Raw genomic sequence first — 23,343 nt, forward strand, 5'->3', positions numbered from 1 at the left:
CATAATTCCAAACTGCGAGCAAGCGGCCGAAGTCACTTTTTTGCCGTCTTGTGACGGCGAGGCATAGGAAATGGGGCAGCTGAAATAGGAAAGTAGTAGGACTTGAGGGGCGCAGGCCGCTTGAGGAACGAGGAAAACCGGGCCGTAGTGGGCAGGCCGGCGGATAGGACATCGGGCGAATGCGAACCCATCGGTACGCCCCGTCGCCGCCACCCATCGACATCCGATCCCGTCGATGCTCATGTTCCGCAACATGAAATTGTCGGAGCCGTCATGTCCAGCCAGCCGCGTCCGCCGTACATCTCGCACTATTCAGACCTGCTGAAGCCGTACGAGCGATCGCCGGAGGGCATGGACGGCGCGGGCGCCCGCTTCGGCCAGGCCTTTGGCCTCAACCGGATCGGCATCAACCTCGAGATCATTCCGCCGGGCAACCGGTCCTCGCATCCGCATGCCGAGAAGCTCGAGGAGGAGTTCGTCTACGTGCTGCAGGGAACGCCGGACGTCTGGATCGACGGGGTGCTCCACCCACTCACGGCCGGCGACGGCGTGGGCTTCCCGGCCGGCACCGGCATCGCCCACAGCTTCCTCAACAACTCCGATTCCGACGTCCACCTGCTGATCGTCGGCGAGCACATGCGGGAGGGCAACCAGCTCTACTATCCGCTCAACCCCGAACGCATGGACACCTTCCGCCGCCGCAACCGCGCCTGGGACGACGCGCCAGCACACGAACTCGGCCCGCATGACGGCAAGGCCCGGGCAGGGACGCGAAAGCCGTGATCTATCGCCGGTCAGCTGCCCTTGAGATCATCGAGCACCTCGGCGATCGCTTCGGGCGACAGGCGCACGTCGCCGCTGAAGGGGTGTTCGATGGCGACGATGACGAGGAGGCCTGAGAAGATCAGCACGCTGAGGATGCCGGTCATGAGCGCCTGGGCCCGCGGGTTGGGAGCGCCGAAGAAGAAGGTGAAGCCGACGGTCACCACGGCACCACCAAGCAGCACGACCCACAGGAGAGCGGGGACGCTGCCCTCGGCTGCGACGAGCCGGGAGCGGCGGGCTTCCGTCAGGACGTTGAGCTGGGTCAGCAGTTCGGTCAGGAGAACACGATCGTGATCGTTGGCGGGCTGCAGTGCCAGGGTCGCCGCATAGAGGCCATCGAGCGCGCGGGTCGTGCCGGCGTTCGTCCTTCCATGCTCCATGGCGGGCCATTCGTCGCCGACGACGCTCTCGAGATAGGTGGTAACGGCCGCGCGGATCGTGGGGCCGGTCGGGGCCGCAGCGCCGTCGGCGAGCCGGTAGAGCGTGGCGGCGGCGCCGGCCTCGGTCGCCACGTTGCCCTCGGCTTCGCTGAAGAGTTCCCATACGACGATGACCGCGAAGGCGAGCAGCACGGCGTACAGCACGCCGACAACGGCGAACTGGAAGCCGGCAACCTCGTTGTTCTGGCGCAGCAGTTCGAGCGGCGCGACGCGGCGGATCAGGAAGATCATGGCCATCGCGAGTGCCGTGGGAATCAGCACCAGCACCAGGCCAGCAAGCCAGAGCGGCATCTGACTAATGGCGATCATGGGCAGACCCCAGGCTCGATCATGCCTTGGTAGCGCCGGCTACAGGGGCTGTCCATGGCTCTGGGGGCAGTGCGTAGTGTGTGCTGCCTACTGCAGGTGGCTCTTCAAAAACCACAGGTCCTTGTCGAGGTCGCGCGAGAAGGCGGTGAAAATGTCGGCGGTGTCGGCATCACCGGCCTCGTCCGCGGCATCGATACCCTCGCGCGCCGAGCGACTCACCTTGGCGTAGCGCTCGACGAGGGCGTTGAGGTGGTCGTCGCTCTTGCTGATATCGGTGGGGTAGGGCGCGAGCTGGCTCGCTTCGCTCACCGTCTGCAATGTGCCGAGCGCGATGCCGTCGAGCTGGGCCACCCGCTCGGCGATGACGTCGACATGCCCATCGAGGTCGCCACGCAACTGGTCGAGCATTTCGTGCACGGCGATGAAGTTGGGACCCTTGAGGTTCCAGTGCGCCTGCTTGGTGACGAGCGCCAGGTCGATGGCGTCGGCCAGCCGGGCGTTGAGCAGGCCGATCATTTCGGCCTTGGTGTTGGACTTGAGCCCGATTTCAACGGATTTCATCTGGAGCCTCGAGATGGGGTTGAACCGGGCAGTCAACGCCGGCTGTCGCCCCGAGTTCCGGTGCAATTCGAGTGCAATCCTACCCACAAGCGACAGGCCACGTCCGCCAACTGGAAAGGGCGCGGCCCTCGCGGACCACGCCCTCATTCCGTTCTCCCGGCGGATCAGACCGCTCTGCTTGCCGGTGCGCGCACGACTGGTGCGCACCGGCTCGCCGGGACGTTCGTGACCGGAATTAGTTGACCGACTTGTCCTCGATCGTCTTGGCACTGGCCGAAATCGGGATCTGGCGAGCCTTCTTGCTCTCCGGGATCTCGCGCTTCAGCTCGATGTGGAGCAGGCCGTTCTCGAGGTTGGCGCCGGCGACTTCGACATAGTCGGCCAGCTGGAAGCGCAGCTCGAAAGCACGCTCGGCGATGCCGCGGTGCAGGAACTCGCGGGTCTTGTCGTCGGCCTCCTGGGCCTTGGCGCCCTTCACGACGAGATTGTTTTCCTTGCTCTCGATGGCGATGTCGCCATCGGCAAAGCCGGCGACGGCAATCGAGATGCGGTAGGCGTCAGTGCCGACCTTCTCGATGTTGTACGGAGGATAGGATTTCGCCTCCTGGCCGACGAGGGAGTCGAGGCGGTTGAACACGCGATCGAAACCGACGGTCGAACGGTAGAAGGGCGAAAAATCGTAGGCAGCCATGATCACATTCTCCTTTGAGCAACGTGGCTTTGGCGGGTGTCCCATGCGCGCTCCCCGATTGGGCAAGCAGGCATTCCCGGGTTCCCGGTCCCCGGGATTTCCCGGCGGACAGCATTGATTTAGGGAGCCTCCGCGGCGGTTCAAGACCCCCGTTCAGGTCGATGAACCGAACATGAATGCGGCAATCAAAGCCGGTTCAGACAAGCGCCCCTATAAGCGGGACTGTGCTTACTGTCTGCTGCAGAGCACACCGAATGCGCCGCCTTCACCCGCCCCCCGCAAGGCGGCCATCACAGGAAAGCCAGTGCCTTGAACGAGGCGCTGGCTTTTCTGTGTTCGGGGTTCGCGCGGGAAGGCCTCCTCACCCGCCGCTGCCGGCGACCTCTCCCCCAGGGGAGAGGTGAAGACGGGGCGAAAATCGTGCCAGCAACCACCTCTTCCTTCGGGGGAGAGGTCGGCCCGGAGGGCCGGGTGAGGGGGCTTCGGTGCGCATGCCCCAACCGTATTCTCCGCGTGGGGAATCCGATATGAGGAGCATATGAACGCCATCGTCGATCCCAGTGGACCCACGCTCGCCGTGGTGCCGTCCAACCCGGTGCCTGAAGGCGCGCGGGTCGGCTACTTCTCGACCGCCGACAAGGTGCAACTGCGCTATGCGAGCTTTCCCAAGACGCAGGGCGCGGCGCGCGGCACGATCTGCCTCGTCCACGGGCGCACCGAGTTCATCGAGAAGTATTTCGAGACAATCGCCGATTTCCAGGCGCGCGGTTTCGCCGTCGCCACCTTCGACTGGCGCGGGCAGGGCGGCAGCCAGCGGCTCATCGGCAACCACAAGCTCGGCTATGTCCGGCGCTTCGACGACTACTGGGAGGACCTGAGGGCCTTCCACTCTTCGATCCTGTTGCCCGATTGTCCGGCGCCCTACTACCTCGTCGGCCATTCGATGGGCGGGCTGGTGTCGCTCTATGCCGGCATCCGCGACCGCATGATGTTCGAGCGCATCTTCCTGTCCGCCCCCATGATCGGGCTTCCCGGCCAGCCGCTGGGCCCGGCCGGCATGGCGCGCCTCGCCGGCACGCTCTCCAACCTTGGCCTCGCCCGCATGCCGGTCGGGCGGCCGGGCGACAAGCCGCAGACCGAACTGGCCTTTCCCGGCAACCCGCTGACTTCGGACCTGGCCCGCTTCACGCGCACCAGCGACGCGCTGAAGGCGCGCCCCGACCTCGAACTCGGGGCGCCCACGTTCCGCTGGGTCGCGGCGGCCTTCGAGGCGATGGCCGGAGCCTCGACCGACCGGTTCCCGGGCGCGGTACGGATACCCGTGCTGATGCTGGCCGCAGCCCGCGACGAGATCGTCGACAGCGCCGCCACCGAGACGCTGGGCCTCAGGATGCGCACCGGCCGCCACGTGATGATCCCGGGCGCGCGGCACGAGCTGTTCATGGAAAACGATTCGATCCGCGGCCAGGTGCTGGCCGCGTTCGATGCGTTCATCACCGAGCAGAGCGGCTGAGGCTTCCTAGCCCCGCAGCAATGCCATCGCTGCCGCGTGCAGCTCGGGCGTCGCGGCGGCGACGCAGTTGCCGCCCTGCTCGGCGCGGCCACCATCCCAGGTGGTGATGACGCCACCGGCATTCTCGATCAGCGGGATGAGCGGGCAGATGTCGACATCCTTGAGGCCGGCTTCGACGACGAGGTCGATGTGCCCGGCCGCCATCAGCGCATAGCCATAGCAATCGAGGCCGTAGCGCGTGGTGAGCACGCTCTTGCGCATCCGCGACCACGATTCGAGCAGCCCGTCGCGCTCGAACAGGTCGGGCGAGGTCGTGGTCAGCTTGGCGCCCTTGAGCTCGGTCACCTTCGAGGTCTTCAGCGGCTCCTTGTCGAAGCCCCGGTAGTAGGAGGCCTCGCCGGGGAGGCTCAGATAGATCTCGCCGGTGAAGGGCTGCGCCATCAGGCCGGCTGCCGCCTTGCCGTCGACCGTCAGGCCGATGAGCGTGCCCCAGACGGGGACACCGGTGATGAAGGCGCGCGTGCCGTCGATGGGGTCGATGATCCAGGCGAAGCGACCGGCGCCGGCCTTGTCGTCCCACTCCTCGCCGATGATGGCGTGATCGGGGAAGCGCTCCTCGAGCAAGGCGCGGATGGCCAGCTCGGCTTCGCGGTCGGCTTCCGTCACCGGGTCGAAGCCGTCGGCGAGCTTGTTGTCCACGGCGAGGCCCGAACGAAAGCGGGGCAGGGTGTGGCTTGCCGCGATCTCGGCGGCATCGAGCAGTGTACGGCTCACCAGTTCGGCGGTGAGCCCGCCAAGAGCATCTGTTGTCATTTGAAGGCCCCGCGATGATTTTTATAGAGTCTTGAGTGCATTAGCGGCTGCTGCAGCGCTATGTGCTGGAATAGTCCATGACAGTCGTGATTCATTTTTGCAACAACGGTCAGGTTTCCCTGTTGATGACTTCTGATTTCCTTGTTTGAAGGGGCAAATCAGTTCATTCCGGAAGGTGCATGATGGATGGGCGGCTCGAGACCTACGCCGCGACTTTGGCACCGGTATCTGGCCGTCATCGTTTCCTCCCTTGACTGGGCCGCTTCGGCGGCCCGTTTTTCTTTGGGCAGTTCTATTCCATCAGCCTCCGGCCGATTGCGCTGCGTTGCGGACGCCCGGGTGCAACTGCACTAGCGACAATGCCGATCGAGCCTCACATGAAGAGCGCCGTCCAGGCGGAGCTACTCCGCGGCGAATCTCTCGCTCACCGGCAGGGACGGGGCCAGCATGGCGAGGTCGAGCCCGACCAGGGTTGCCAGCAGCCGGTCGATCAGCTGCCGGATGGCGCCGAAACCCTCGTTCTTTTCCAGCGTGACCTCGTTCATGTAGAGGTGGCGGCTGATCTCGATCTGCAGCGCGTGTACCCCATGCTGGGGCCGGCCATAGGTGCGGGTGCAGAAACCGCCGGCATAGGGGCGGTTGCGCGCCACGCGCAGGCCGGAGCCGGCAAAGACCATTTCGGCGATGTCGGCGAGGATCGGCGCGCAGGTCGTGCCGTAGCGATCGCCCAGCACGATATCGGGTCCCAGCCGGTCGCCGGAGCGCGAGAGGCGCGGCATCGAGTGGCAGTCGATGAGGACAGCCATCCCGAATGCGGAGTGAGCCTCGGTCAGGAGCCGCTGCAGCGTCGCGTGATAGGGCTGGTAGATGCCCTCGATGCGCATGCGCGCATCGTCGAGGGTCAGCCGCTCGCGGTAGATCGGCTTGTTCTCGGCGACGACGCGGGCGAGGGTGCCAAGCCCGGCGGCGACGCGCGGGCTCGTCGTGTTGAACCGCTCCGACAACGGCTCGACGAACATGGCGGGATCGAGTTCCCAGGGCTCGCGGTTCACGTCGAGATAGGCGCGCGGGAAGTGTGCGCGGATCAGCGGCGCGCCCAGGTGCGGGGCGCGTGCGAACAACTCGTCGACGAAGGCATCCTCGGACTGGCGAATCGACAGGTGGTCGAGACGCGTCATGCTGAGGAAGCGCTCGGGATAGTCGCGGCCGGAATGGGCGGAGTTGAACACCAGCGGTGCCATCATCCGGCGCGGCCGGATGGTTTCGAATGCTGGCCTGTCCCAATAGTCGGACTGCACCGGGGCTCCTTCAGCGCCGAAGCACTGGTCACATGGCGGCACTGTGCCGCGCCGATCGGCGATTGTCCATAAGCCCTGTGGGCACGCTATCACTCTTGCGCACGGGCCCGTTCCCGATCATGAAAACTTGCATTAAACATCCCGGGCTACACTGACGGCAGAAGGCCGGGGACGGGACGGAAAGAGACCATGATGAAGCGCATTCTCCTCGCTGAAGACGACAACGATATGCGCCAGTTCCTCACCCGGGCGCTGAAGACCGCGGGTTATGAGGTGGTCTCGTTCGACAACGGCAGGTCCGCCTATGAGCGCCTGCGCGAGGAGCCGTTCTCCCTGCTGCTCTCCGATATCGTGATGCCCGAGATGGACGGCATCGAGCTCGCGCGCCGGGCCACCGAGCTCGACCCCGACCTCAAGGTGATGTTCATCACCGGCTTCGCCGCGGTTGCGCTCAATCCGGACAGCGAAGCGCCCAGGGATGCATCGGTGCTGAGCAAGCCGTTCCACCTCAAGGACCTCGTGCACGAGGTTGAGCGGCTGCTGGCCGCCTGAGGGTTAGTCCACAGGGAGACCGCCCGCAAAGGCCGGTCAGGCGGGCGACTTTCTCAGGGCTGGAATTGACGCTTGACCCACCAAGCGGTTTTGTGGTGTATCCCGCTCGCAACGACGGGGCCCGCCCGGAGTTGAAGCGAAGTGATGGGTGTATAGCTCAGCGGGAGAGCACTACCTTGACATGGTAGGGGTCACAGGTTCAATCCCTGTTACACCCACCATCCTTCGCCTCCAGGGATCGCAAGTCCCTGAAAAGTCCGGACAATCCGGCGCAACGAAATCGGTTCCGGCCTGGCCGCGAGCCCTCGGGATGGGTGTGTAGCTCAGCGGGAGAGCATCGCCTTCACACGGCGGGGGTCACAGGTTCAATCCCTGTCACACCCACCATTCCAACCAAGCCCCTGGCGCCCAACGGCTGCCGGGGGCTTTGTCTTTTCCGGCGCCATTTCACTGCCGCCCGGTTCTGTTCCAGAGTCCTCGGTGCGGATTCGTACAGTTGTAGACGTATGCTACGCTGCGAATACTCCGTGAGCAACGATTGTCCTCAAACGGCCAAAGTTGTGCCCCGGTTCACGCGGGCGTGATCGACTGCGCATCTGCTGTCGCGACAGCGGTCAACGTCCTGATTCTCCGCGCTGAATCTGACTTCGCCCCCTGTGTTTCTGCCGATGCGCCTATGCAACACCGCGGTGAATAGTGGCAACTACTTGGCACCTACCACTCGATTCCGTACACAGCCCATGTAGATTGGGGCATCCCTGTAGGAGGGCAGACATGAAGCGCATCACAACTCTATTGCTGGCCACGGTGGCCGGCGCAGGCCTGATGTCCACGGCTTATGCCGCGGACCTCATTATAGAAGAGCCGGGTATTGTTGAGCCGGTCGTCGTCGGCGGCAACTGGGACGGCGCCTTCATCGGCGGTTTCATCGGTGGCGGCTGGGGCGAGGCGGACCACGAGTACTCGGGTCTTGGCGACGGCAACGACATCGACCTGTCGGGCTGGTTCGTCGGCGTCGACGCCGGTTTCAATTTCACCGTTGGCTCGGGCCTCGTGCTCGGCGTTGTCGGTGATATCGCTTGGACCGACATCGGTGGTTCAATCGTGGATCCTCCGGTCGGGGCCTATGACGAGATTACACACGACATCAACTGGCAGGGCTCTCTGCGCGGCCGCGTCGGCTTCGACGGGGGCGCCTTCCTGCCGTACCTGACGGGCGGTCTCGCCTTCGCCAACGCCACACGCGAAACCTTCAACTTTGATGATGGGCCGTTCGACAATACCCATGTGGGTTGGACTGTCGGTGCTGGCGTCGAGTTTGCGGTTTCCGAAGAACTCTCCGTTGATCTTCTGTACCGCTATAGCGACTATGGCACTGAGATCTACAACGACGGTGGCCAGCAAGTGCCGAAGGTTTCGCTCACAACGCATACCGTCCAGGCAGGTCTGCACTGGAGCTTCTGATCTAGTTTACTGGACGAAACCATGAGCCCCGCCCGGCGAAAGCTGTGGCGGGGCTTTTCACATCTTCGCGAAATGACCCCATTCGTGCCTTGAAATGGCCACGACCGGCACAGGTGTGGCGCGAATGTTACGACTCGTTCCCGGAGGGCCCTTATCTGGGCGATTTCGTACCCAAGGCTGTCGCTTTTGGCGCGCTGAGGGGTTAACCCAGCCCCCGTCTCTCTAGGAGTATTGACTATGAATCGCTTCGCAATCGCTCTGCTGGCCGGTGTGGCTGGCGTCTCGCTGGCTTCGGCTGCTTCGGCCGCTGACCTCATCATCAGCGAGCCCGCTCCGGAAGTCGGCGTCATCCAGACGACCGGCAACTGGGATGGCGTGTACATCGGCGGCTTCGCCGGTTGGACCGGCGGTGACGTTGATGACGTCGACGGTACGGACGACATCTTCGACATCAATGGCTGGCAGATCGGTGCCGCTCTCGGCGCCAACTTCTCGGTCGGCAACGGCCTCGTGCTCGGCGTCGTCGGTGACCTCGCCTGGGCCGACATCGGCGATGCCGATGACGTGGAAGACTTCAACGTCGACTGGACCGGGTCGCTCCGCGGCAAGCTCGGCTTCGATGGCGGCGCCTTCCTGCCGTACCTGACGGGCGGTCTCGCCGTTGCCCACGCCGACTGGAACGGCGCCGACAACACGCACCTCGGCTGGACCGTTGGTGCTGGCGTTGAGTTCGCCGTTACCGAAGACGTCTCGCTCGACCTGCTGTACCGCTACTCGGCCTACGACGCCCAGGAGTACGCTGCGGTCAACACCGAGTTCCAGACCCACGCCGTCACCGTCGGCGTGAACTGGAAGTTCTAATCCAGTCCGCGATCCTCTGATCGCTGTGACGTTTGGCCTCGCCCCGGCATCTGCCGCGGCGGGGCTTCTTTTTTGCCAGCTCCGTCTGCAGCGGGCCGAAGCACCAGCCGATGCCAGCAGCTCCCCGGAAACCGCCACCCGGTTTCGTGGTATTGGCGGTGCTGCTTTTTGAGCACCTTGTGGCGGAATTGCCCTTGTCAGCTGCGTGAAACAGTCCCACCTTTGGGTTCATGTTCAACCAGCAAAAAGGAGGTGATCCAATGTCTCATACGAAATCGATGGTTTCGAAGGGTCTTGGAGTCTCCGTCAGCTCGGAGCAGCCTCTGGCCTGATCGAAGTCTCATGGCCCCCTGAGGGCAGGAGATCACCTTCGAAGACCAGCGAAATCGGGAAGGGTCGCCTCACGGGCGGCCCTTCTTTTTTTTGCGTCTCGCTCTCGGGCAGGGCAACTGCCCAACCACCAGTTGTCATCCCTGCGAAGGCAGGGACCCATGTCTCCTCACGAACCCTTCTGCGAGAGGATCCCTGCCTTCGCAGAGATCGTGGCTGTGGATGGCGATGCACCCAGCCAGGCGCCGCGATTTACGCGGGCAGGGGCGTCGGTTTCAGCCTTTACGCCTCGTTAACCACCCCCTGACGGTTACCGCCGCGTAAACCAGTTGTTTGCAATTTGGATTCGATTCATGCGCCGACAAGGCAAATGTTTTCCGTGTTCCTTGGAGGCACATCATGAACCGTATCTCTCTCATTCTTCTCGCGGGCGCCGCTGTGCTTACCGTGGCTCCGGCTGCCCAGGCGGCTGACCTGCTCATCCAGCAGCCCTCGATGCCGGGCTTCGTCGACGTCGGCGGTGCCGGCGGCTGGGATGGCGCCTATATCGGCGGCTTCGTCGGCTTTGGCTGGGGCACTGCCACCGATGACCTGCTCGGCCTCTTCGACAGCGAAGAACTGGAGCTGTCCGGCTGGACCGCCGGCGCCACCCTCGGCGCCAACTTTACCGTCGCGCCTGGCTTCATTCTCGGTGCAGCCGGCGACCTCGCCTGGTCCGGTGTTGGTGGTTTCGACGACGTGGCCCTCGCCGATTTCGACGTGAACTGGACCGGCGCGCTGCGCGGCCGCGCCGGCTTCGACGGCGGCGCCTTCATGCCCTACGTGACGGCTGGTCTCGCCTTCGCCGGCGCCACCGCCAGCAATGGTCCGAGCGACAGCACCCAGATGCACTTCGGCTGGACGGCCGGTGCCGGTGTCGAAGTTGCAGCGACCGACAACATCTCGATCGACCTGCAGTACCGCTATTCGGACTACGGCACGGCCGAGTACGACCTGCCGGGCAATCCGGAGATCGACCTCAACACCCATGCCCTCACGGCAGGCGTGAACTTCAAGTTCTGATCGGCAGATCAGCGCGAATTGAGCAAGGGCCGCCCCTCGGGTGGCCCTTTTCGCATTCTCCGCCAGTCACTTACCTTGCCGAGACTGTTGCGGGACGGTGACACTCTGGCGGTGTCGGACGTGGAGGGCCTAAATCTCTATCGCGCTAGGCGAGATTAGACGGTAGAGCGCTCGCATCTTTAGGAGATTCCCATGAATCGTTTTGTTATTGCTCTGCTTTCCGGCGTTGCCGGTCTTGCTCTCGTCTCGGGCGCCCAGGCGGCTGACCTGATCATCGATGAGCCCGCCGCTGGTGTTGTCGAAGTTGCCGGCGGCAACTGGGACGGCCTCTATGTCGGCGCCTTCGTCGGCGGCCTCGGCGGTACGTTCGAGGACGAGGCCTCGGATGAGTACGACGTCAGCGGCTGGCTCGCCGGTGTGAACCTCGGCGCCAACTTCACCGTTGCCGACGGCATCGTGCTGGGCGTGGTCGGCGACATCGCCTGGTCCAACGCCAACGAGCAGAACGGCGATGTGCTCGCCATCGACTGGAACGCTTCGCTCCGTGGCCGCCTCGGCTTCGACGGCGGCGCCTTCCTGCCGTACCTGACCGCTGGTCTGGCGGTTGCCGGTACCGAGATCGACACCGTGAGCGAGACCCATGTCGGCTGGACCGTCGGCGCTGGCGTCGAGTTCGCCGTTGCCGACAACATCTCGGTCGACCTGCTGTACCGCTACTCGGACTATGGCACTGTCGACTATGGCTTCGAAGAGTTCGGCCTCACCTCGCATGCCGTCACCGTTGGCCTGAACTTCAAGTTCTAAGCCTCGCCAATCGGCAGAATCACGAACGGCCGTCCCTCGGGGCGGCCGTTCTCTTTTTGCATTCGGCGCGCAACACGACTATGTAGCGGCCTTCCAAACTCTCGAGCATGCCGATGAACGCCCTGACCGCCGCGGCGCCCGCCACCAAACTGCTGCCCTATCAGACGCGCCGGACCTTCGCGATCATCTCGCACCCGGACGCCGGCAAGACCACGCTGACCGAAAAGCTGCTGGCGTCGTCGGGCGCCATCCAGCAGGCGGGGCAGGTGCGCCACCGCGCCAACCAGCGCGCCACGCGGTCGGACTGGATGGAGATCGAGCGCCAGCGCGGCATCTCGATCACCTCGTCGGTGATGACCTTCGAGCACCTGGGGCTGACCTTCAACCTGCTCGACACGCCCGGCCACTCGGACTTCTCCGAGGACACCTATCGCACGCTGACCGCGGTCGATGCCGCCATCATGGTGATCGACGTCGCCAAGGGCATCGAGGCGCAGACGCTGAAGCTGTTCGAGGTCTGCCGCCTGCGCGACATCCCGATCATCACCTTCGCCAACAAGGTGGACCGCGAGGGCAAGGACCCGGTGGAGATTCTCGACGAGATCGCCTCCACTCTGGCGCTCGACGTCTCGCCGGTGGTCTGGCCGCTCGGCGGCGGCGTCGACTTCAAGGGGATCGTCGATCTCACCGCCGGCGTGGTGAAGCGGCCGAACGGCGAAGTGTGGAAGACCTTCACCAATGTCGATGACCTGTCGCGGGACAACGAATTCGCGACCGATCCGGTGATCATGGCCAGCCTCGAGAATCTCGAACTGGCGCGCGCCGGCTTCCCCGAATTCGACCACGAGATCTATCTCGCCGGTCACCTGACGCCGGTGATCTTCGGCTCGGCGCTGAAGTCCGTCTCGGTGCCGGAAATGCTGGCAGCGCTGGGCGCCTGGGCGCCCCAGCCGCGTCCGCAGCCGGCCGAACCCAAGCCGATCGAGCCCAACGATCCCAAGGTTACCGGCTTCGTGTTCAAGGTGCAGGCGAACATGGACGCCAACCACCGCGACCGCATCGCCTTCGTGCGGCTGAGTTCAGGCATCTTCAAGCGCGGCATGCGGCTGAAGAACGTCCGCACCGGCAAGGACATGGCGGTTTCGAATCCGATGTTCTTCTTCGGGCACGACCGCGAACTGGCCGAAGAAGCGGTGGCCGGCGACATCGTCGGCATCCCGAACCATGGCGCGCTCAGCGTTGGCGACACGCTGACCGAAGGCGCCAACATCAAGGTCACGGGCATCCCGAACTTCGCGCCGGAAATCATCCGCCGCGTCCGCCTCACCGATCCGATGAAGGCCAAGCAGCTCGCCAAGGCGCTCAGCGACCTCGCCGAAGAGGGCGTGGCGCAGATCTTCCGCCGCATGGTGGGCGCTGACTATATCGTCGGCGTGGTCGGCCAGCTGCAGCTCGAAGTGCTGCAGAGCCGGATCAACACCGAGTACAACGTGCCGATCAGCTTCGAGGTGATCAACTTCGAGCTCGCCCGCTGGATCACGTCCACCGACAAGGCCGAGCTCGAGCGCTTCATTTCCACCAACAAGCTCGAGATGGCCGAGGACAAGTACGGCGATCCGGTCTACCTGGCGCAGTCACCCTGGTGGCTGGCGCGCGCCGAACGGGACTATCCCAAGATTACGTTCCACACGACGAAGGAACGGCACTAGGGTTCGCGCATGAGCGCGCACCCCATCGTCATAGCCCACCTGAGCGACCCGCACCTCGATGCGCGTCCGGTTCGTCTCTCTCGCCTCCGGCAGGTCCTGGCCGCCGTCCGCGAGCTGCCGCGGCTTGATGCCGTGGTGGTCACCGGCGACATCGCCGATCGCGGGCTCGCGTCCGAGTATCAGGCTTTCATGCCCGAGATCGCCGGCCTGCCGCCGACCATCGTCACCACCGGCAACCACTGCCTCAAGGCGGCGTTCGAGGCGAATGTCGGTCCGCGCAACAGCCAGATCGATGTCGGTGGGCTCCGCATCGTCGGCCTCGACACGGCGGTCGACGGCCGCGACGAGGGGTTGCTGGACGACGCGACCCTGAGCTTCGCCCGCAATGCCATTGCCACTGCACGGGGCGCTGTGCTGCTCGCCTGCCATCATCCAGCGGTCGATATCGGGCACCTGGCCATCGATGCGACAAAGCTTTCCAACCCCGATGCGCTGGCCGGCCTGATCGCGTCATCGCCATCCGTGGCCGGTGTCCTCACCGGCCACGTCCACACCCCGCATGTGACGCAGTTCGCCGGCGTGCCGCTCATCGGCGCGCCCGGCATCGTCTCGACGCTGCGGATCAACGAGGTTGACCGGATCGCCGTCGACGGTGCAGCCCCGCCAGGCTTTGCGGTCCACACCATCGATCGGGGCCGGCTGGCGACGCGTTTCGTGGCTCTCACCACCTCCTGACGGCAACGGACGGCACCAGCCAACTCCTTCCACCGCCTTGCGATACGGTCGTGCGCCTAAAGGCGAGGAAGCCGAGGGGCGAAAGCGCTTTGCAGGGCGAGGTCGACCCGGCTATCTGAGGTACGTGAACAGGGAGTGGGTTTCATGAATACGCGCAAGCTTGGCAAGACTGGCTACGAGGTCTCGGAGATCGGGCTCGGCACCTGGCAACTGGGCGAGAGCTTCGGCGCGCTCAACGATGAGACGGCCGCCGAAATCCTGAAGACCGCCCGCAGCGCCGATGTGAATTTCTGGGACACCGCCGACGTCTATGGCGGCGGGCAGTCCGAGCGGCGGATCGGCTCGTTCCGTGACAAGAAGGGGGTGTTCGTCGCCACCAAGCTTGGTCGCAACGGCGAGATCTTCCCCAACAAGACCGGCTACAACAAGAAGAACATCAAGGAGAGCCTCGCGGGCTCGATCAAGCGGCTGGGCGTCGAGACGCTCGATCTTGCCCAGCTCCACACCATCCCCACCGACGTGCTGCGCGATGGCGAGGTCTTCACCATCATGGACGACCTGCGCGACGCAGGGATGATGCGCAACTGGGGCGCGAGCGTCGAGAATGTCGAGGAAGCGCTGCTGGCGCTCCGCGCCGACGGCTGCACGACGCTGCAGATCATCTTCAACCTGCTCCGGCAGGACTACATCACCGAGGTGTTCCCGACGGCGCAGAAGCGCAATGTCGGCATCATCGTGCGCCTGCCGCTGGCCTCGGGCCTGCTCTCGGGCAAGTGGACCAAGGACACGAAGTTCGCCGCCACCGACCACCGCAACTTCAACGCCAATGGCGAGCGCTTCAATATCGGCGAGACCTTTGCCGGCCTCAAGTTCGAGACCGGCGTCGCGCTGGTCGACCAGCTCAAGCAGATGATCCCGGCGGGCATCCCGCTCAGCCAGTTCGCCCTGCGCTGGATCCTCGACCAGCCGGCAGTGTCCACCATCATCGCCGGCGTGAGCCGCCCGGACCAGCTGCGCGCCAATGTCGATGCCACCAAGCGCGAACCGGTGGAGCCGGCCTTGGTCGAGAAGCTGACGGACTGGTACCAGGACAAGGTGCGGCCGGAGATCCGGGGACGGATCTAGTTTCGGCTCGGCTGGGGCGGGAAACGCACCCCCACCCCTGTCCCTCCCCGCAAGGGGGAGGGAGACGCCGACGTAAGGACCGGTGCGTTGCGAAGACTTGGGAGCGCAGGTCACCTCCCCTATGCGGGGGAGGGACAGGGTGGGGGGTATTTTCCCGCACTGTAGCTGGTGCCCAACCTCCCCATCCGCCCAGCCCCCCTTCCATCCGCCATCGCGGCTGCCTAGATTACGTCTCATCCTCCCACCACCTCGAGTATCCACATGTCCGAGCACCCCGCCTTCGAACTCGTCCGCGAGCAGCAGATCGGGGAGATCAGTTCACTGGCGAAGCTCTACCGGCACAAGAAGACCGGGGCGGAGGTGCTGAGCCTCATCAACGAGGACGAGAACAAGGTCTTCGGCGTGACGCTGAAGACCCCGCCCGAGGATTCGACCGGGGTTGCACATATTCTCGAGCACTCGGTGCTGTGCGGTTCCCGCAAGTACCCGGTGAAGAAGCCGTTCGTGGAACTGCTCAAGGGCAGCCTCCACACCTTCCTCAACGCCATGACCTTCTCGGACAAGACCGCCTATCCGGTCGCCAGCCAGAACCTCAAGGACTTCTACAACCTCGTCGACGTCTATCTCGACGCCGTCTATTTCCCGCTGATCAGCGAGGACACGTTCCGGCAGGAAGGCTGGCACTACGAGCTCGATTCCACCCAGGGGCCGATGGTCTACAAGGGCGTGGTGTTCAACGAGATGAAGGGCGCCTATTCCTCGGCCGCCGCGGTGCTGGGCAAGGTCAGCCAGCTGTCGCTCTATCCCGACACCACCTATGGCGTGAACTCGGGCGGCGACCCCAAGGCGATCCCCGACCTCACCTACGAGTATTTCAAGAACTTCCACGCCAAGTTCTACCATCCGTCCAATTCGCGCGTCGTGTTCTACGGCGACGACGATCCGGCCAAGCGCCTCGAAATCCTCGAGGAGTATTTCAGCCAGTTCGAGCCGATCGAACCCAAGGCCGACATTCCGCTGCAGCCGCGCTGGTCCGAGCCGCGCCAGTTCCACGAGACCTATGCGGCCAGCCCCGACGAAGCGGGCCGGAAGTCGGCCATGGTCACCGTCAACTGGATGCTCGACGAGGTCACCGATCCCGAAACCCTGTTGGCGCTCAACATCCTCGAGTCCGTCCTCGTCGGCACGCCGGCAGCGCCGCTGCGCAAGGCGCTGATCGATTCCGGCCTCGGCGAGGGGCTCACCGGCTCCGGCCTCGCCGATGGTATCCAGCAGCCCTATTTCACCTTCGGCCTCAAGGGCATTGCCGATGAAGACGGCGAGAAGGTGCAGGAGCTGATCATCGCGACGCTCGAGTACCTGAGCGTCGAGGGCATCGATCCCAAGACGATCGAGGCGGCGGTGAACACGGCCGAGTTCGGCCTCCGCGAGAACAATACCGGCTCGTTCCCGCGCGGCATCGCGCTCATGTTCCGCTCGCTCGGCACCTGGCTCTATGGCGGCGATCCGCTCGCCCCGCTCAGCTTCGAGGTTCCGCTCAAGGCGATCAAGGACAAGCTCGCGGCCGGCGAGAAAGTGTTCGAGGGGCTGATCAAGACGCACATCCTCGACAACAAGCACCGCACCACCGTGCTGCTCACGGCCGACCCCGACAAGGCGGCCAAGGAGAGCGCGGCCGAACGCGCCCGGCTCGATGCGGCGCAGGCCGGGCTCGATGCCAGCGGGCTCGCTGCCGTCGCCGAGCAGACGAGGCACCTCAAGGAGCTGCAGGAGCAGGCCGATCCGCCGGAGGCGCTGGCCCGCATTCCGACGCTCACGCTCGAAGACCTGCCGCGCGCCAACAAGGCAATCCCCATTGCCGAGGAAGAGCTGGCCGGCATCACGCTCTATACGCACGAACTGCCGACCAATGGCGTGGTCTATCTCGATGTCGGCTTCAACCTCGACCGGCTGCCCGGTCGCCTCTTGCCCTACCTGCCGCTGTTCACGCGGGCACTGACGCAGACCGGAACGAGCAAGGAAGACTTCGTTTCGCTCACCCAGCGCATCGGGCAGCTCACGGGCGGTGTCGGTTCCAACCGCTGGATCTCGACGCGCCGGGATGGCTCGGGCACGGCGGCGTGGCTGTTCGTGCGCGGCAAGGCGACGCCCGATCATGTCGGCGACCTGCTGGCGATCCTCCATGACGTCATCACCGATGCCCGGCTCGATAACCGCGAGCGCATCCGCCAGATGGTGCTCGAATCCAAGGCCGGGTTCGAGAGCTCGCTCGCCGGCATGGGCAACGGCATCGTCTCGATGCGCGTGCGCGCCGGGTTCAGCGAGGCCGACTGGCTCAACGAGAAGCTGGGCGGCGTCAGCCACTACTTCTTCCTCAAGGACCTCGCGGCGCAGATCGACGGCAACTGGCCGGCGGTGCAGGCGGCGCTCGAGGAAATCCGCTCGCTGCTGCTCGGCCGCAGCGGCATGATCGCCAATGCCACCGCCGACAGCTTCGCCATCGGCGCGCTGCGCCCGCAGCTCGAGTCATTCGTGAAGGGCCTGCCGGGCGGCGCCGGCAAGTCGACCGAAGGCTGGGGCTTCACGCCCGGGCCGCAGTCGGAAGGGCTCACCTTCCCGGGCCAGGTCAACTATGTGGCCAAGGGCGCCAACCTCAAGGAACTGGGCTTCGAGCCGACCGGGGGCACGGCGGTCGCCATCAAGCACCTCAACACCACCTACATGTGGGACAAGGTGCGCGTGCAGGGCGGCGCCTATGGCGGCTCGTCGGGTCTCGATCCGTTCGCCGGTACCTTCGCCTTCACGTCGTACCGCGATCCGAACCTGCTCGAGACGATCGACGTCTACGACAAGGCCTCGAGCTTCCTGAAGGCCGGGGTAGGGGAGCAGGACCTCGTCCGCTCCGTCATCGGCGTCATCGGCACGGTCGATACCTACCGGCTGCCCGATGCCAAGGGGTTCACGTCGCTCGCCTGGGAACTGGCCGGCGATACCGAGGAAGCCCGCCAGAAGCGGCGCGAGGAAATCCTCGGCGCCACCAACCGGGACTTCAAGGCGCTGGCCGAAGCCCTCGATCAGGTGGCGCGCCAGGGCCAGGTCGTGGTGCTGGGCTCGGAAAAGGCGATCAAGGCCGCCAACGACGAGCGCGGCGGGTTCCTCAAGGTGACGAAGGTTTTGTAGTGGCCGCCGCCAACCGCAGGCTGCGAGCACTGCTTCGCGCTCTATCGCCGTCATCCCCGGGCAAAACCCGGGGACCCGGCGATGCAGTATCCCATGGGTCCGCGGGTCAAGCCCGCGGATGACGACCGATGCATCGTCAGTGGAGTCGTTACTCGGAAGCCATAGCCGGGATCAAACCCTAGGAGCCGTATCATGTCCGACCAGATCATCGTCTGCCCGCATTGCGGCAGCAGCAACCGCATCGCCGCCGGCAGGCCGCTGAAGGAAGCCAAGTGTGGCAAGTGCCATCAGATGCTGTTCGACGGGCAGCCGGCGCCGGTCGACGCCGCTGCGTTCGACAGGCACGTGCAACGCAGCGACGTGCCGGTGGTGGTCGATTTCTGGGCCGACTGGTGCGGCCCCTGCCACGCCATGGCGCCGTCCTTCGAGGCCGCCGCGCGCGAGCTCGAACCGCGGATGCGCTTCCTCAAGCTCGATACCGAGGCTGAGCCCCAGATCGCCGGGCGCTACAACATCCGCGGCATCCCCAACCTGATCGTGTTCAAGAAGGGCCAGATCCTCGGCCAGCGCGCCGGCGCGATGGATGGACGCACGCTGACCAGCTGGCTCTCGCAGTACGCGACTTAGCCTCTATCGGTTCAGGATGGTCCGCAGCGCGGTGACGACGCCGTTGCCCCTCGGGTCGGGCGGGCTCTCCATGCGGTTGGTGAGGTAGGCGAAGCCGACCTTGTGCTCGGGATCGGCAAAGGCCACCTGGCCGCCGGCGCCATCGTGGCCGAAGCTGCGGGGACTGAGCAGCCGCCGTGCCTCGGCGTCGAGCATGAAGCCCATGCCCCACCGGTAGTATGGCCCCGGCCCGGGGTAGATGCCCGGCCCCTCGGACACCACGCGGGTCGCCTGCTCGACGACATCCGGGCCGACGAGGCGAACGCCCTCGGTTTCCGTCACGGCCGCCGACCAGACAGTGGCGAGACCTTCGGCCGTGGCGATGCCTCCGGCGCCGGGGATCTCGGCGCGGTGAAGGCGGGGATCGTTGAAACCGCCGGTTTCCGTCACCAGCGTCGGAGGCAGCGCGGCGCCGAGGGTTGCGGCACGCAGCGGCCAGTCGGGATTGGGCGGCGGCGGGCCCTCGGCAGGTGCAGGGGCGGGCGGAATGACCTCGAGGTGCGCGACCTGCTCGATCCTTTCGGGCTGGCCGATCCATACCTCCGCCCCCACCGGAGCCGCGATGTTCCGGGCGAAGTAGGCTCCAGGCGACAGGCCAGTCACCCGCCGGACGATTTCGCCGGTGAGCCAGCCATGCGTCAGCGAATGATAGGCATAGCCGGAGTCCGGTTCGAAGAGCGGCTCCTGTTCGGCCAGCACCCCAACCATCCGCTCCCAGTCGACGATGTCGTCGAGGGTCAGGTCGATGCGCGGCGCCAGCAGCCCGGCGCGGTGTGCCATGGCCTCGCGAACGGAAATGTCGGCCTTGCCGGCAGCCGCGAACTCCGGCCAGTAGCGCGATACCGGCGCGTCGTAGTCGACGAGGCCCTGCTCGACGAGTTGCGCGACCGCGAGGGACATCAGCCCCTTGGTGCACGAGAAGATCACGCTGGGCGTATCCACGGTCCAGGGGCGCCCCGACCGCGCATCGGCCGTTCCGCCCCAGAGCCGGGCCACCGTCTGCCCTTCGAGCCGGATGGCGAGCGACGCGCCCATACCCGGCCGGCCCTCGAAGCTCTGCGCGAAGGCGTCGGCGACGCTCTCGAAACCGGGGGCGACGGTGCCCTCTATCCTGATGGTCATGTCCGCCCTTTCGCGACGCTGGGGCCGAATTGATGGCGCATCCCGAGGCGGAAGGCGACATCGCCGAAAGGCGTATCCGACGGAGCTCAGTTCCGCGAAGCGTCGTCGCCGTCGCCGAACATGTCGTGGCGGTCGACGGTGGCGTAGTGCTTGTCGTCGCCCGGCATGTGGAGGGCCGACAGGATCGCGCCGAGCAGGCCGTGCTCGGGCTTGCCGGTGTGCTTGCGCGTCAGGTCCACGAGGTAGGCGGAGGTGGCATCGAGCCGGTTCGCCATCAGCCAGGCGAGGCGGAAGGTCAGCTCGGGGTCGGTCTTGAGGTACTGCCGCGCGTCGGCGATCACGCGGACGGTGGTTGGCTTGCTGGCACGTACCGTTGCGCTGGCGGGGCTGCCCAGCACCACCGACATCTCGCCGATGAGCGAACTCGGTGTGACGATCGTCGCGATGGAGATACCGTCGCGCTCGACGCCCAGTTCGCCGGACACGAGGACGAACAGGTCGCCGCCCGGCTGCCCCTGCGCGATCAGCGTCTCGTTGGGCGACAGCGTGCGCAGGGGGTGCGACGCGGCGAGGTCTAGCAGGCTCTCCATCGATCGGCTCCGGTTCGGGTCGGGCGGCAGACTATTCTGTAGAGTTGAGCGCGGATAGTGTTCCGATTCAGCATGTTGTGCGTTGAGACAGCAATCAGCGAATTGTTCGGTCCATGATCCCGTTTCTTGAACGCAACCTGCGCATTACTCCCATCGATGCCTATATCGACCCGCCGGTCCCACGGGCGCGGGCCATCATTACGCATGGTCATGCCGATCACGCGCGCGCTGGTCACGGCGCGGTGCTGGCGACCCCCGATACGATCGCGATCATGAAGGTGCGCTACGGCGAGGACGCGGCGCAGCGCTTCCAGCCGCTCGAGTTCGACACGCCGCTCCAGGTCGACGACGTCAGCATCACGCTGAAGCCCGCCGGGCACATCCTCGGCTCGGCCCAGGTGCTGATGGAGCACAAGGGGCAGCGGATCGTCGTCACCGGCGACTACAAGCGGCTGCCCGACCGCACGGCGCAGCCCTTCGAGCTTGCCGAATGCGACCTGCTGGTCACCGAGGCGACGTTCGGACTGCCGGTCTTCCAGCATCCCCGCCCGCTCGACGAGATCGGGCGCCTGCTGCGCTCGGTCCAGACCTTCCCCGACCGCGCCCATGTCATCGGCAGCTACGCGCTGGGCAAGGCGCAGCGGATGATCGCGCTGCTGCGCGACGCGGGCTACGACGCGCCGATCTACCTCCATGGTGCGATGATCCGGCTGTGCGAGCTCTATGTGGAACGGGGCATCGACCTGGGTGAACTCCGGCCCTCGCTCGAAGCCAGCAAGGCCGAGCTCGCCGGGCAGGTGGTGATCGCGCCGCCTTCCGCCATCAAGGACCGCTGGAGCCGCCGCCTCCCCGATCCGGTCCTCGCCGTCGCCTCGGGCTGGATGAGCGTCAAGCAGCGCGCCCGCCAGTCGGGGGTGGAACTGCCGCTCGTCATCTCCGATCATTGCGACTGGAACGAGCTCAACCAGACCATCGCCGAGACTGGCGTCAGCAAGGTGTGGGTGACGCATGGACGCGAGGATGCACTGGTCTATCAGTGCCGCAAGAACGGTCTCGAGGCGGAGCCGCTGAACATCCAGGCCTATGAGGAAGGCGAGGAGGGCGACGCATGAGGCGCTTCGCCCAGCTGATGGAGCTGCTCGCGCTCACGCCGTCGCGCAACCGCAAGATCGAGGCGCTCAGCGAATACTTCCGCGAGACGCCCGACCCCGACCGGGGCTACGCCCTCGCCATCCTCACCGGCGCCATGACGTTCAAGAACGTGAAGCCGGCGATCCTGCGCGACGTGGTGCTGGCGGAGGTCGATCCGCACCTGTTCGCGCTCAGCTACGACTATGTCGGCGACCTGGGCGAGACCATCGCGCTCATCTGGCCGCATCACGGTGACACCGAGCCGCTGCCCTCGCTCAGTGATCTGGTCGAGCTCTTCAACATGACGAGCAAGGCCGAGCTGCCGCGGCTCATCGGCTCGCTCCTCACCCGCGCCTCGATCAACGAGCGCTGGGCGCTGGTGAAGTTCGCCACCGGCGCGCTCCGCATCGGCGTCAACGCCCGTCTCGCCAAGACCGCCCTCGCCGAGATGAGCGGCAAGGACCTGCAGGACATCGAAGAGGTCTGGAACGGGCTCTCGATACCCTACACCGACCTCTTCGACTGGCTCGAGGGCAGGGCGGAGCGGCCCGAGATCGACCACACGGCGCGCTTCCATCCGCTGATGCTCTCCAACCCGATCGACGAAGAGAAGGACCTCGCGACGCTCGATCCGGCCCATTGGGTGGCCGAGTGGAAGTGGGACGGCATCCGCGTCCAGATCATCGCGGCGAAGGGCCGGGTCTCGATGTTCTCGCGCACCGGCGACGATATCGCGGCGGCGTTCCCCGATATCGTCGACAACGTCTTCGGCGATGGCGTGCTCGACGGTGAGTTGCTGGTCGGGGAGGGCTTCGAGCCGCTGCCGTTCAACGATCTCCAGCAGCGCCTGAACCGCAAGGTGGCCATAGGCAAACATCTGCAGACTTTGCCTGCATTTGTGCGCGTCTACGACATGTTGTTCCAGGGCGGTACAGACATCCGCAGCCTGAGCTGGACCGAGCGCCGCCAGCACCTCGAAACGTGGTTCGCCCAGCACCCGCAAACCCGCCTCGACCTCTCGCCCATCGTTCCGTTCACGAACTGGGACGAGCTCGCCGAAATCCGCCGGCGCGGCGCCGCCGAGCACGGGCACGAGGGGGTAATGCTGAAGCTGAGGAGCTCGCCCTACGTGCCGGGCCGACCTAAAGGCCTGTGGTACAAATGGAAACGCGATCCGAACGTCGTTGACGCGATCCTCATGTACGCCCAGCGCGGCCACGGCAAGCGCTCGTCCTTCTACTCGGACTACACGTTCGGCGTCTGGAAGGGGAACGAGATCGTCCCCATCGGCAAGGCCTATTTCGGCTTCACCGACGAGGAGCTGAAGCAGCTCGACAAATGGGTGCGCAACAACACCGTCGCGAGCTTCGGCCCGGTCCGCGAGGTATCGAAGGAACTGGTGTTCGAGGTCGCCTTCGACAGCGCCCAGCAGTCCGGCCGGCACAAATCCGGCATCGCCCTTCGCTTCCCGCGCATCAACCGGATAAGGTGGGACAAGCCGGCCAACGAGGCCGCGACGCTCGAAGACATGCAGGTCTTCCTCACCGCCACCTGAGGCCGGA

General features: G+C 65.3%; 21 protein-coding genes and 2 tRNA genes. 16 read left to right on the forward strand and 7 right to left on the reverse strand.

The genetic code is table 11. From position 1 onward, the window contains the following. Nucleotides 1–273: 273 nt before the first annotated feature. A complete protein-coding gene (locus PRN20_RS14710; protein WP_273958267.1) occupies nt 274–783 on the forward strand; it encodes a cupin domain-containing protein in 510 nt (169 codons plus the stop codon). 11 nt (nt 784–794) lie between these two features. Here PRN20_RS14710 and PRN20_RS14715 read toward each other — a convergent pair whose 3' ends face one another. The 3 genes from PRN20_RS14715 to PRN20_RS14725 form a co-directional block, all read right to left on the reverse strand. Further along, a complete protein-coding gene (locus tag PRN20_RS14715) occupies nt 795–1,574 on the reverse strand; it encodes a bestrophin-like domain (RefSeq protein ID WP_273958269.1) in 780 nt (259 codons plus the stop codon). A gap of 87 nt (nt 1,575–1,661) precedes the next feature. After that, the gene (gene dps, locus PRN20_RS14720; RefSeq protein WP_273958271.1) at nt 1,662–2,135 is read right to left on the reverse strand and encodes a DNA starvation/stationary phase protection protein Dps; all 474 of its coding nucleotides are present in this window, start codon (nt 2,133–2,135) and stop codon (nt 1,662–1,664) included. Between the two features lie 235 nt (nt 2,136–2,370). Next, complete coding sequence (locus PRN20_RS14725) at nt 2,371–2,826, reverse strand: Hsp20 family protein (protein WP_273958272.1); 456 nt, start codon at nt 2,824–2,826, stop codon at nt 2,371–2,373. 538 nt (nt 2,827–3,364) lie between these two features. Here PRN20_RS14725 and PRN20_RS14730 point away from each other — a divergent pair. Next, nucleotides 3,365–4,339, forward strand: a complete 975-nt coding sequence (locus tag PRN20_RS14730) for an alpha/beta fold hydrolase (RefSeq protein WP_273958274.1) — start codon at nt 3,365–3,367, stop codon at nt 4,337–4,339. Nucleotides 4,340–4,345: 6 nt separating this feature from the next. Here PRN20_RS14730 and hisN read toward each other — a convergent pair whose 3' ends face one another. Both hisN and PRN20_RS14740 read right to left on the reverse strand, forming a co-directional pair. Continuing rightward, nucleotides 4,346–5,152 (reverse strand): histidinol-phosphatase, encoded by an 807-nt coding sequence (gene hisN / locus PRN20_RS14735; RefSeq protein WP_273958276.1) that lies wholly within the window; start codon nt 5,150–5,152, stop codon nt 4,346–4,348. A 401-nt stretch (nt 5,153–5,553) separates the two neighbouring features. Then, entirely contained in the window at nt 5,554–6,450 is an 897-nt protein-coding gene (locus PRN20_RS14740; RefSeq protein WP_273958277.1) for an N-formylglutamate amidohydrolase, read from the reverse strand. A 192-nt stretch (nt 6,451–6,642) separates the two neighbouring features. Between PRN20_RS14740 and cpdR the strand changes: the two genes are divergently transcribed. The 12 genes from cpdR to trxC all read left to right on the forward strand — a co-directional run bounded on the left by cpdR (nt 6,643) and on the right by trxC (nt 18,899). Continuing rightward, nucleotides 6,643–7,002 carry a cell cycle two-component system response regulator CpdR gene (cpdR, locus tag PRN20_RS14745; protein WP_273958278.1) on the forward strand — a complete coding sequence of 120 codons (360 nt, stop codon included), beginning with the start codon at nt 6,643–6,645 and terminating at the stop codon, nt 7,000–7,002. Nucleotides 7,003–7,148: 146 nt separating this feature from the next. Beyond that, nucleotides 7,149–7,223, forward strand: a tRNA-Val gene (locus tag PRN20_RS14750). A gap of 91 nt (nt 7,224–7,314) precedes the next feature. After that, a tRNA-Val gene (locus tag PRN20_RS14755) sits at nt 7,315–7,389 on the forward strand. A 387-nt stretch (nt 7,390–7,776) separates the two neighbouring features. Further along, entirely contained in the window at nt 7,777–8,466 is a 690-nt protein-coding gene (locus PRN20_RS14760; RefSeq protein ID WP_273958279.1) for an outer membrane protein, read from the forward strand. Nucleotides 8,467–8,703: 237 nt separating this feature from the next. Beyond that, nucleotides 8,704–9,327, forward strand: a complete 624-nt coding sequence (locus tag PRN20_RS14765; protein WP_273958280.1) for an outer membrane protein — start codon at nt 8,704–8,706, stop codon at nt 9,325–9,327. Between the two features lie 729 nt (nt 9,328–10,056). Beyond that, on the forward strand, nt 10,057–10,719 hold the full coding sequence (locus PRN20_RS14770; protein WP_273958281.1) for an outer membrane protein: 663 nt from the start codon (nt 10,057–10,059) through the stop codon (nt 10,717–10,719). A gap of 192 nt (nt 10,720–10,911) precedes the next feature. Continuing rightward, nucleotides 10,912–11,523: an outer membrane protein gene (locus PRN20_RS14775; protein WP_273958282.1), complete on the forward strand. Its 612-nt coding sequence runs from the start codon at nt 10,912–10,914 to the stop codon at nt 11,521–11,523. 113 nt (nt 11,524–11,636) lie between these two features. Continuing rightward, nucleotides 11,637–13,232 carry a peptide chain release factor 3 gene (locus PRN20_RS14780; RefSeq protein ID WP_273958284.1) on the forward strand — a complete coding sequence of 532 codons (1,596 nt, stop codon included), beginning with the start codon at nt 11,637–11,639 and terminating at the stop codon, nt 13,230–13,232. A gap of 9 nt (nt 13,233–13,241) precedes the next feature. Beyond that, on the forward strand, nt 13,242–13,967 hold the full coding sequence (locus PRN20_RS14785) for a metallophosphoesterase family protein (protein WP_273958286.1): 726 nt from the start codon (nt 13,242–13,244) through the stop codon (nt 13,965–13,967). Between the two features lie 144 nt (nt 13,968–14,111). Beyond that, nucleotides 14,112–15,092, forward strand: a complete 981-nt coding sequence (locus tag PRN20_RS14790) for an aldo/keto reductase (protein ID WP_273958288.1) — start codon at nt 14,112–14,114, stop codon at nt 15,090–15,092. 261 nt (nt 15,093–15,353) lie between these two features. Beyond that, entirely contained in the window at nt 15,354–18,272 is a 2,919-nt protein-coding gene (locus tag PRN20_RS14795; protein ID WP_273958290.1) for an insulinase family protein, read from the forward strand. Nucleotides 18,273–18,464: 192 nt separating this feature from the next. Beyond that, the gene (gene trxC, locus PRN20_RS14800) at nt 18,465–18,899 is read left to right on the forward strand and encodes a thioredoxin TrxC (RefSeq protein ID WP_273958293.1); all 435 of its coding nucleotides are present in this window, start codon (nt 18,465–18,467) and stop codon (nt 18,897–18,899) included. Nucleotides 18,900–18,902: 3 nt separating this feature from the next. Here trxC and PRN20_RS14805 read toward each other — a convergent pair whose 3' ends face one another. After that, on the reverse strand, nt 18,903–20,060 hold the full coding sequence (locus tag PRN20_RS14805; RefSeq protein WP_273958294.1) for a serine hydrolase domain-containing protein: 1,158 nt from the start codon (nt 20,058–20,060) through the stop codon (nt 18,903–18,905). Nucleotides 20,061–20,146: 86 nt separating this feature from the next. Beyond that, complete coding sequence (locus PRN20_RS14810) at nt 20,147–20,650, reverse strand: Crp/Fnr family transcriptional regulator (RefSeq protein ID WP_273958296.1); 504 nt, start codon at nt 20,648–20,650, stop codon at nt 20,147–20,149. A 113-nt stretch (nt 20,651–20,763) separates the two neighbouring features. Here PRN20_RS14810 and PRN20_RS14815 point away from each other — a divergent pair, with 113 nt between their 5' ends. Together PRN20_RS14815 and PRN20_RS14820 are read left to right on the forward strand one after the other, a co-directional pair. After that, entirely contained in the window at nt 20,764–21,762 is a 999-nt protein-coding gene (locus PRN20_RS14815) for a ligase-associated DNA damage response exonuclease (protein ID WP_273958298.1), read from the forward strand. After that, the gene (locus tag PRN20_RS14820) at nt 21,759–23,336 is read left to right on the forward strand and encodes a cisplatin damage response ATP-dependent DNA ligase (RefSeq protein ID WP_273958299.1); all 1,578 of its coding nucleotides are present in this window, start codon (nt 21,759–21,761) and stop codon (nt 23,334–23,336) included. The genes PRN20_RS14815 and PRN20_RS14820 overlap by 4 nt, the downstream gene beginning before the upstream one ends. The last annotated feature ends 7 nt before the right edge of the window (nt 23,337–23,343 follow it).

The organism is Devosia sp. ZB163 (genome assembly GCF_028613635.1).
Taxonomy (GTDB): domain Bacteria; phylum Pseudomonadota; class Alphaproteobacteria; order Rhizobiales; family Devosiaceae; genus Devosia_A.